Origin of the sequence: Streptomyces sp. NPDC020875, assembly GCF_040641415.1 — a bacterium.
GTDB lineage: Bacteria > Actinomycetota > Actinomycetes > Streptomycetales > Streptomycetaceae > Streptomyces.
Map to the genome: position 1 here is coordinate 60,047 of NZ_JBFADP010000005.1, position 9,842 is coordinate 69,888.

Below are 9,842 nucleotides of genomic sequence, written 5' to 3' on the forward strand. Positions count from 1 at the left end.
GGACACCACACGGGTACGCGGGAGGGCCCCGGGATCCTCGACGGATCCCGGGGCCCTCCCCGTACGGCCGTACCGGCTACTCGGTCTTGATCGCCGTCAGCATGTTCAGCTTGGCGGCGCTGCGGGCGGGCCACAGCGAGGCCAGCACGCCGACCACACCGGCCAGCAGCAGGAAGATCCCGATCCGGCCCCACGGGATGACCAGCGCGTAGCCGGGGATGGAGTCCCGGAACGTCTCGCCGATCGCCCAGCCGAGGAAGGAGCCGAGACCGACCCCGATCACCGCGCCGAAGACCGAGATGACCACGGCCTCCAGCCGGATCATCCGCTTCACCCGGCGCTTGTCGAGACCGATCGCCCGCAGCATCCCGATCTCCTGCTGACGCTCGAAGACCGACATCGCCAGGGTGTTGACCACCCCGAGGACCGCGATGATCAGGGCCATCGCCAGCAGGCCGTACATCACGTTCAGCATGGTGTTGATCATGCCGCCGAAGAAGTTGCGGATGTCCTGCTTGTCCATCACGGTCATCGCCGGGTTGTTGCCCAGCGAGTCGACCAGCGCCTGCTCGTTGGTCTCGGTCTGACCGCCCGCCATCTTCACCCAGACCTCGGTGATGTCGGGCTTCTCCTCGAAGGGCGCGAGCACCTTCTGGTCCACGACGTAGGAGGAGAACATCTCGTTGTCCTCGACGATCGCGCCGACCGTCAGGGTCTTCGGCGTCTCCTTGCCGTTCCGCTCGAAGACGACGGGAAGCTTGTCCCCGGCCTTCCAGCCCTTGTCCTCGGCGACGGACTCCTGGATCACCAGCTGCCCCTCGGGCAGCGTCTTCAGCGAGCCGGAGATCGTGTCGACGTTGAAGACCCCTTCGAAGCCCTTGCCGTCGACGCCGGTGACGTTCTCGTTCGAGCCCTTGATCTCGAAGTGGGCCCGCTGGCCGCGGGAGTACGACTCCACACCCTTCGCCCCGGCCAGCGCCGTGACCGCGGAGGTGTCGAGGGACGTACCGCTGCTCATGGTGACCAGGTAGTCGGCCCGGATATTGTCCGTGGTCGCCTTGTCGACGGCCTGGCCGACGGTCACACCGATCACCGTCAGACCGGTGACCAGGGTCAGCCCGATCGCCAGCGCGGAGGCGGTGGCGCCGGTACGGCGCGGATTGCGGACCGCGTTCTGCGAGGCGAGCTTGCCGGAGACCCCGAAGGCGCGCACCAGCAGCGGGCGGACCAGGGCGATCATCGGCCGGGAGAGCTGCGGGATCAGGACGATCACGCCGATCAGGGCGAGGAACGCGCCACCGGCGATCATGATCCGGCCGTCGGTGCCGTCGTTGTTCCCGGCGCCCACCACGATCGCGGCGAGCCCGGCGGCGGTCAGCACACTGCCGATGATGTTGCGGATCAGCAGGGACTTGGCGGAGGCCACCGAGTGGACGCTGCTCATCGCGGCCACCGGCGGGATCTTCGCGGCGCGCCGGGCGGGCAGCCAGGCGGCGAGCACGGTGACGACCACACCGACGATCAGCGCGGAGAGCACCGCGGTCGGGGAGATGATCAGCGGACCGTTGGGGATCTTGGCGCCGAAGGAGCCGACGAGGGAGCGCAGTCCGACCGCGATACCGAGGCCGAGACCGAAGCCGACGGCCGAGGCGAGGACGCCGACCAGACCGGCCTCCAGGATCACCGACCGCTTGACCTGGCGGCGGGAGGCGCCGACGGCGCGCATCAGGGCCAGCTCACGGGTGCGCTGGGCGACCAGCATGGTGAAGGTGTTGGCGATCAGGAAGATGCCCACGAAGAGCGCGATACCGGCGAAGGAGAGCAGCATGCTGCTCATGCCGCTCATCTCGCGCTTGATCATGTCGGCCTCGTCGTCGGCCAGCTTGGTGCCGGTCTCCGCGTCGGTGTCCTTCGGCAGCAGCGGCTTCACGGCGGCCAGTACCGCGTCGTCGGACGCGTTGCCCTGGGGCGTGACGGTGACGGTGCTGAACTGGCCGGGCGACAGGTACTGCCGCTGGGCCACCGAGGTCTCGAAGAGGACCAGGCTGCCGCCCGCGTTCACGGCGCCGAGGTCGGTGGTGAAGACACCGGCGAGGGTGTACTCCTTGACCGGCCCGCTGGTGGCGACCCGGACCGTGTCACCGACCTTGTACTTGCCCTTGTCGGCGGTGTCCTTGTCGAGGGCGATCTGACCGGGGCTGGTCGGGCCCTCGCCCTGGGTGAACTCGTACGACGGGTCCTTGCCGTCCTTGCCGGGGGCGAAGTTGCCACCGCTGTTGGCCCAGCCGTTGCCGATCAGCTTGCCCTTGCGGTCGGCGACCCCGGCGAAGCCGTCGACCCGGCCGACGGCCCGGTCGACCTGGTCCAGCGCCTCGATCCGCTTGACCACGGAGTCGGGCAGACCCTCGGTGTCGCCCCGGCCGGTCTGGGCGGTGATCTCGACGGCGATCTTCTCGTAGCCCTTGGCGGACTGCTTGCGGAAGGCGTTGCCGAGGGTGTCGGTGAAGACCAGGGTGCCGGCGACGAAGGCCACGCCGAGCATCACGGCGAGCACGGTCATCAGCAGCCGGGCCTTGTGCGCGAGTACGTTGCGCAAAGCGGTACGGAACATTGTCATTCAGTCCTGGGGTGAGAGCCGGGCGGTGTGGGCAGCCGGGGTGTCAGCTGGTCCGGCCCTTGGCGTCGAAAGCCTTCATCCGGTCGAGGACGCCGTCCGCGGACGGGTTGATCATCTCGTCGACCACCCGGCCGTCGGCCAGGAAGATCACCCGGTCCGCGTAGGAGGCGGCGACCGGGTCGTGGGTGACCATGACGACGGTCTGGCCCAGCTCGCGGACGGAGTTGCGGAGGAAGCCGAGGACCTCGGCGCCGGAGCGCGAGTCGAGGTTTCCGGTCGGCTCGTCACCGAAGATGATCTCCGGCTGGGAGGCCAGGGCGCGGGCGACCGCCACCCGCTGCTGCTGGCCGCCGGAGAGCTGGGTCGGCCGGTGGCTGAGCCGCCCGGAGAGCCCCACCATCTCGATCACGCTGTCCAGCCACTGCTTGTCGGGCTTACGGCCCGCGATGTCCATCGGCAGCGTGATGTTCTCCAGCGCCGTCAGCGTCGGCAGCAGGTTGAACGCCTGGAAGATAAAGCCGATCTTGTCCCGGCGGAGCTGGGTGAGCTGCTTGTCCTTCAGGGAGCCCAGCTCGGTGTCCCCGATCCGGACCGAACCGGAGCTGAAGGTGTCGAGCCCCGCGACGCAGTGCATCAGGGTGGACTTGCCGGAGCCCGAGGGGCCCATGATCGCGGTGAACTCGGCCTGCTTGAAGTCGACGCTGATCCGGTCGAGGGCGACCACCTGGGTCTCGCCCTGTCCGTACACCTTGGACAGGTCCGTGGCGCGGGCGGCCACAGCGGCGGCGCGGTGGGTGAGGTTCATGGTGGTCACGAGGGAAGGCTCCTGTCGATGTCGATCGGGATGTCTTTATCCTCGCCTCACGTCCGGTACCGGTACGTCAGTCCCGGTGCCCGTTCCCGGGGCACCCTTGGGTCGCACCCCGGTGCCCGTCCCTCCTCCTTTGGTATGACCCCGCCCCCGACTCCATTCGACCGTTCGGGGGACACCGGGCGCCCGGCGCATCCGTACGACACCCCCCTCGGGGCATGCGCCGGTGGACTCGCGCGGGCGTCGAGTTTCCGTCAATCGCATGAAGTCGTGAGGGTGACCAACTGTCGGGACAGTTGTACGCACGCGGCTCTCACCTGCGCTGACGCTCGATCAGGCGGCAATAAAATCAGACAAGATCGGGCCATCGGGCGACGGTCGGCACCCGGGCCGCCGATAGGCTCCTGACCCGTAGCGGCGCCCACATTCTGGCCCGGATGGTGGAACGTAGACACGGCGAGCTTAAACCTCGCTGCCCGTTGCAGGGCGTGCCGGTTCGAGTCCGGCTCCGGGCACCGGAGCCACCCGGAACCCCGAGGTTCGTTGAACGCTGAAACGCCATGGGGGCACCGGGTGGCGCTTCCGTCCCGGCCCCCTTCTTCCTCTCCTCAGGGCACTCCCACCCCTTTCCCCTCTTTCGACTCGGCGGACGTCCTGTACACCCGCTGTCACTCCGGGTACCCCGTTTCGCCGGAGGTAACGGAACGCTGTCGACGGGTCCGGCCGGCCCGGCGGTCAGGAGCCCCGCGCCACCGCCCGCGCCTCCGGGCTCGCCGACCGGGGCCGGATCGCCCCCGGGCCGCGGGCCGGTCTCCTCCTCGTCGGCGGCGACCCCACCCGGACCATCGGCGCGACCCGCTCGGTGGCCGGGGTACGGCGCCGAGGTGTACGGCTCCACGGCGCCGGGAACGAGCCTCCGAAGCCGGCGGAAACGATCTGAGAAAAGGGTCACGATCTGGAAAGATCCTCCGTTGGCACGAGGGCTGGATCTTTGCCCTCGCATTACTCTTGTCGCTAAGGCCGCGCTCGGCGGCCATGGAGGAGTGAGATGAGGAGCAGTAACCCGGTCTTCTCGCGACGGGGGTTCAGCCGCGACAACGGCACGGCGGGCTTCAACGCGCAGCCGCAGGCCGGGAGCGCCGCCGTAGGAACCAACCCGTACGCGCAGGCCCCCACCACGGGCAACCCGTACGCCACGAACCCGTACGCGCCCACCGACGCCCAGGCCGGTCAGCAGACCCGTCCGGACGCGATGACCATCGACGACGTCGTCTCGCGTACCGCGATGACGCTCGGTACCGTCGTGGTCACCGCCGCCCTGGCGTGGATCATGCTGCCCGTCGACCAGGACAACCTCGGCAAGTCGTACGGCATCGCCATCGGCGCCGCGCTCGTCGCCTTCGTTCTGGCGATGGTCCAGTCCTTCAAGTCCAAGCCGGTCCCGGCGCTGATCCTGGCCTACGCGGCCTTCGAGGGCGTCTTCCTCGGTGTGATCTCCAGCGCCGTCAGCACCTACATCAGCCCGGGTGTGGTCGCCCAGGCCGTGCTGGGCACGATGGCGGTCTTCGCCGGTGTGCTGGTCGCGTACAAGATGCGCTGGATCCGGGTCAACCGACGGTTCTACGGCTTCGTGATCGGCGCCGCCATCGGCTTCATGCTGCTGATGGCCGTCAATCTGCTCGTCGCCGTGATCGGCGGCGGCGACGGTCTGGGCCTGCGCAGTGGTGGCCTCGGCATCCTCTTCGGTGTCATCGGCATCATCCTCGGCGCCTGCTTCCTCGCCCTCGACTTCAAGCAGGTCGAGGACGGCATCACCTACGGTGCCCCGCGCAAGGAGGCGTGGTTCGCGGCCTTCGGCCTCACCATGACCCTGGTCTGGATCTACCTGGAGATGCTCCGGGTGCTGTCGATCCTCTCCGGCGACGACTGATCCCGGTAGCGGTAGTCGTAGCCGTAAGGAAGGGCCCGTGGGCATCCCGCCCGCGGGCCCTTCCGCGTTCCGCCCCGTTGAAGTACGTCGCGCGCCTCCCGGCTACAGGAGCTTGCGCGCGGCCCGCCGCAGGTCGTACTCGTGGATGATCGCTTTGGCATGGCCGTACGAGAGCGCGTGCTCACTCCGGAGCCAGCTCACCTTTTCCTCGAAGCGGACGAGGGAAGGGCCTTCTTCGACGGTGTGCAGCCATTCCGAGATCTCCCGGCCGGTGCAATGCGGAATACGAGAGAGCAGATTGCGGTGGGTCTCTTCGGAGAAGATCGGGGCTGGGGACATCGGCGCCTCCGGACGCGTCGCGCGTGTGCTCCTTCCCGACACCGTGCCCGAGGGTTCGCGTATTGGCAACAGTCCCCGAGGTGTGCCTAGGCTGCCGTGTGCTCGATACGACCCCCCTCCTCGACGCCGCCGAACGATTCTCCGACACCCTCCGCGGCGCCCCGCAGAGCCGCCTGGCGCGCGGCGCCGCGGCCGAGGGGCTGGCGCTGGCCAGGAAGTTGGCACGCCGTGCCCAACTGCTGGAGCGGCCGGGGCAAGAACCCCTGACCATGCCCGACGCGGGGCTGTTCGCCGTCGCGGACCAGGTCCTCGTCGCCGCCACCGACCTCGCCGAGGCCCTGAGGACCGGCCCGGGACCGGTCGCGGAGCGGGCCGCCGAGGTGGACGCCGCCGTAGAAGCGGTACGTCACGCGAAGCGGCGCGCCTTTCCCTGAACACCGGGCCTCCGTCTCGTCCCGGCAGCCCGGCTCCCGGGGATTCCGGGCGGGCGCGCGGGGACGCCGCGTGGTGGGCCGGGCCGTTGTCGTAGGCGGTCGATAGCCTGCGGGGATGAGCAACGCGACCTGGGACGCCCTGACGGCGACCCCCCTGCCCGAAGTACGGCGCCGCGCGGCCGTCGTGGACGCCCTCACCGCGATCGAGCCGGTGACGGTACCCGGCGCGCACCGACTGGCCTGGAACGACGGCGGCGGCCAGTCCGCGGTCTGGTACTTCGCGGCGGACGGCCGGGTACTGCTGCTGACCTTCGACCACGAGTCCCAGCTGAACCTCTACGCCGAGGGGGACTTCGCCCTCCAGGAGTCGCTGTACGGCGGCGTCCCCGAAGCCCTCGTCGAACTGGTCCGCGACCGCCCCGAGAACTACGAGTCGCTGAACCTCCAGGACCCCGTCACGGGCCGGACCATCCACTACGCGGGCGGCGTCTTCTGGTACGACGGCACGCGCTGGCACATCGCCGACGGCCTGACGGAGTACTGCCGCCGCGAGGGCCTCGACCTCTTCGGCGAGTCCGGCTTCGACTACTGCCTCGACGTCTACCTCTTCGGACAGGAATTCACCCCGGAGGCCGTGGTGGCGGCCCGGGCCGAGGACGGGCACTACGACAACGACGACGAGAACGCGGCCGAGAAGGAGCGGGAAACGGACCTGGCCGAGGTCCGCGAGGTCTTCACACGGCACGGATGATCCCGTCGCCGGAGCGGGGCGAGGGTCGGCACGCCGCCCTCGCCCCGGGCCTTCGGCCTCACCGCACGCCGAGACGCTCCTTCAGCCACGCCGTGCTCTCCGCGTCGGCCGCCTCCGGCACCGTCGTATGGCCCGCCGCCGGATACTCCCGGTACGTCACCTCGGACCCGGCCGCGGCCAGCCGGGCCGCGTACGACGCCGTGACCTCCGCCTGCACCACCTCGTCCCGGCCGCCCTGGCCGATGAAGACCGGCTCGCCGAGCCGGACCACCGGGGTGTCCACCCGGGTCCGCAGCTCCCGCATCAGCGCCGCCGAACCCTCCGGCCGGGTCTTCCACACCGTGTCGTCGGTCAGCCCGGCGCCCACGACCTGCCGCACCACGTCCGGGAAGCACTTCTCCACCGCCGTCGGCAGCAGCGCCCGGCCCCCGTCGCTCAGCAGACCGCCGAAGTCGCGCTGCGCCCGGTATGCCCGGATGCCCTCGATGACCAGCGGATAGAGCGCCGTCCGCAGGGCCCGCTCCTGGGTGGGCGAGGTGGAGCGGTCGGAGACCAGGCGGGTCATCTCGGTCGGCGGGGCGGTGGCCGCCGCGCCCCGGAAGTCCAGCCGGGGCGCGTACCGCTCCGCGTACACGGCCGCGCTGAGCGCCGCGTGCCCGCCCTGCGAGTGGCCGGTCGCGACCCACGTCCCGCCGATGCCGAAGCCCGCCTGCCGGGCCGCGTGCACGGCGTCGACGAGGCTGTACGCGGCGCTGCGGGCGTGGAGATACGGATGGGGACCCGGGGTGCCCAGGCCCTCGTAGTCGGAGGCGACGACCGCGACCCCGGCGTCCAGCCAGGCCCGGATCCGCGGATCGTGCGCGAACCGGCCCGCGGTCGTACGGCTCCGGGCGCAGGCGTCGGCCAGGCCCACGGTGGCATGGGCCACCGAGACCACCGGCCAGCCGTCCTCCGGGGCCGGTCCCGCGGGGGCGAACAGCAGCCCGGACACGGTCACCCGGCCGCCCTTGGCCCCGGTCGAGGTGTACTCGATGACCTGCCCCGGGCCGCCGTGCGGACGGGCCTCGGCGGGCAGGTCCGTCGCCCTCAGCAGCCGTCCGCTGCCGCGCGCGGGGACGGCGACGATCCGCTGCCGCTCGGGGTTCGTGGTGATCTGCGGGTGTTCGGCGTCGGTGGCGATCCGGCGGTGCTCGGCGTCGGTGGCGGCCACCCGGGCCGTGACCGAGGCGGCGCTCGCGGGCCCGGCCGAGGTGAGGCCGGAGAGACCCGTGGTGAGCGCGGTCAGCGCCAGGGCGCCGGCGGCGGCCCGGCGCGTACGGCCCTCGGGGGTTATGGGGTTCATGGGGCTTGAGTGGTTCGGTCGGCGTAAGGAGATCACGGTCGTAGCCCTTCGGATGAGTCGGAACGCCGGTACGGCGACCGTCCGGGCATTGTCCGCGACATACCGATCCGCGGGGGAGCGATCACGCCAATCACCGGACGGGGCCGGGGACCGGAAACACGGCCGCCCCCGCGCGGTCCGCGCGAGGGCGAGGGGGAAAGGGGGGCGCTGCGGGCTGGTGAGCCGGGAGAGGGGGCGGGGGCTGGGGCGTCAGAGGGACGCGATGACCCGGTCCGCCAGGACGTACACCGTCTCGTCACCGCAGACGAAGGTGAGCGCGTACGCCCCCGCGACGCTGGAACCGCCCAGCAGCAGCGGCGTCTCGCCGTTCCGCAGCGCCCGCGCCAGCCGCTCGGCGGTCTCGCGGTGGCCGGGGGTCATGCAGAGCGTCGTCCCGTCCACGAAGACATAGACGTCGAGCGTGCCGAGCGGACCCGGCCGTACGTCCGCCAGTTCCGTCCGGGCCTCGGCCAGCTCCTCCAGCCGGGACACCGTGCGCTCGTGGTCCGTGATCACCGGGGACTGCACCGGGACGAAGTCGGGGTGCGAGGGGTGCCTGCGGCGGGCGGCGGCCAGCTCGGGCGAGTCCTCCGCGTACTCCACGATCTCGTCGTCGCCGAGATCGGCCGGCCCCGGCAGGCCCGCGAGTTCGGTCAGCTCCGTCAGCTCGTCCAGCGCCTCGGCCACCTCGTGGTCCACGGCCTCCAGGGCCTCCAGACCCACGAGATCGGCCTGCCGGGGGACGTAGAACGGCAGTTCCTCACCGGGAGCCCCGGCCGAACCGGGCGCGGACACCCCGCCGACCAGCGGCGCGGGCGCGTCGGCGGCGTCCCTGGCCTCCTGCGCCGCCCAGAAGGCGCGCGCCTCGGCCAGCTCCCGCTCACGCTCCTCCGCCAGCGCCTCGGCGACGGCCGCGCGTATCTCGGCCGCGGGCGTCTGCCGGGCCTGGGGCACGGCGGCGGCCCCCGCGGCGGCGGTGGCGGCGGACGCGGCCTCGGCGGTGGCCTCGGCCGCGTCCGAGACGACGGACAGTTCGGTGCGAAGGGCCGTGACCTGGCGGCGCAGCCCGTGGGCGGCGTGCAGGGCAGCGGCGCCCACGGCCGTGGCAGCGGCCGTGGTCAGCAGCAGAGCAAGAGACAGAGCGCTCACTGACGTACTCCCGATTTCATCGACACCCCGACTTCCTACATCAGCTTGCGACGGGGGGTCCGCCCCTGTCAGTGCAATACGTCACGAAATGGACAGGACTTTCGGCCTGGGGTTTAACGTGTCGATGCCTCTGACCTGCGGAAATGGGAGTATGAAGAGGGCTAGGTCACATCCTGGGGGAGTTTCCATCACGACTGGGGAACGACGTGCGGAACCGCTGGTGAGACCCCTTCTTCCCGTGCCGGAAGAAGGGGGTCGGTTCTTGCCTGTGTCAGCCCAACCTCTGGTCCGGTCGGTCGCGTTCGGCTTCGCGTCCGTTGCGGGCAGGTGCCGCCCTCGTTCCTCGGACGGCCCCTACCCTCCACTGCCGCTCAGTCGAGCCGTGGGGTGTTGTTTGGTCGCGTTCGGCTTCGCGTTCGTTGCGGGCAGG

The 9,842-nt window shown here is 70.8% G+C and carries 8 protein-coding genes, 1 tRNA gene and 1 pseudogene; 5 read left to right on the forward strand and 5 right to left on the reverse strand.

The annotated features are described in order from the left end of the window. Window positions 1–76 precede the first annotated feature (76 nt). Window positions 77–2,611: an FtsX-like permease family protein gene (locus AB0G74_RS04445; RefSeq protein WP_361140848.1), complete on the reverse strand. Its 2,535-nt coding sequence runs from the start codon at window positions 2,609–2,611 to the stop codon at window positions 77–79. 49 nt (window positions 2,612–2,660) lie between these two features. After that, window positions 2,661–3,422 carry an ABC transporter ATP-binding protein gene (locus AB0G74_RS04450; protein ID WP_361140849.1) on the reverse strand — a complete coding sequence of 254 codons (762 nt, stop codon included), beginning with the start codon at window positions 3,420–3,422 and terminating at the stop codon, window positions 2,661–2,663. A 437-nt stretch (window positions 3,423–3,859) separates the two neighbouring features. On the opposite strand from AB0G74_RS04450, the gene AB0G74_RS04455 reads away from it, so the two are divergent. The 3 genes and pseudogenes from AB0G74_RS04455 to AB0G74_RS04465 all read left to right on the forward strand — a co-directional run bounded on the left by AB0G74_RS04455 (window position 3,860) and on the right by AB0G74_RS04465 (window position 5,358). Continuing rightward, a tRNA-Leu gene (locus tag AB0G74_RS04455) sits at window positions 3,860–3,943 on the forward strand. Between the two features lie 236 nt (window positions 3,944–4,179). Beyond that, a pseudogene (locus tag AB0G74_RS04460) lies at window positions 4,180–4,368 on the forward strand (hypothetical protein); the annotation flags it as partial. Window positions 4,369–4,476: 108 nt separating this feature from the next. Then, on the forward strand, window positions 4,477–5,358 hold the full coding sequence (locus tag AB0G74_RS04465) for a Bax inhibitor-1/YccA family protein (RefSeq protein WP_361140610.1): 882 nt from the start codon (window positions 4,477–4,479) through the stop codon (window positions 5,356–5,358). Window positions 5,359–5,460: 102 nt separating this feature from the next. On the opposite strand, the gene AB0G74_RS04470 is transcribed toward AB0G74_RS04465, so the two are convergent. Next, window positions 5,461–5,697 carry a DUF4287 domain-containing protein gene (locus AB0G74_RS04470; protein WP_361140613.1) on the reverse strand — a complete coding sequence of 79 codons (237 nt, stop codon included), beginning with the start codon at window positions 5,695–5,697 and terminating at the stop codon, window positions 5,461–5,463. Window positions 5,698–5,795: 98 nt separating this feature from the next. Here AB0G74_RS04470 and AB0G74_RS04475 point away from each other — a divergent pair, with 98 nt between their 5' ends. Further along, entirely contained in the window at window positions 5,796–6,131 is a 336-nt protein-coding gene (locus AB0G74_RS04475; protein WP_361140616.1) for a hypothetical protein, read from the forward strand. Window positions 6,132–6,246: 115 nt separating this feature from the next. Further along, window positions 6,247–6,882: a hypothetical protein gene (locus tag AB0G74_RS04480; protein WP_361140619.1), complete on the forward strand. Its 636-nt coding sequence runs from the start codon at window positions 6,247–6,249 to the stop codon at window positions 6,880–6,882. A 58-nt stretch (window positions 6,883–6,940) separates the two neighbouring features. Here AB0G74_RS04480 and AB0G74_RS04485 read toward each other — a convergent pair whose 3' ends face one another. Then, on the reverse strand, window positions 6,941–8,224 hold the full coding sequence (locus AB0G74_RS04485; RefSeq protein ID WP_361140622.1) for a lipase family protein: 1,284 nt from the start codon (window positions 8,222–8,224) through the stop codon (window positions 6,941–6,943). A 249-nt stretch (window positions 8,225–8,473) separates the two neighbouring features. Next, entirely contained in the window at window positions 8,474–9,412 is a 939-nt protein-coding gene (locus AB0G74_RS04490) for a hypothetical protein (RefSeq protein WP_361140625.1), read from the reverse strand. Window positions 9,413–9,842 lie beyond the last annotated feature (430 nt).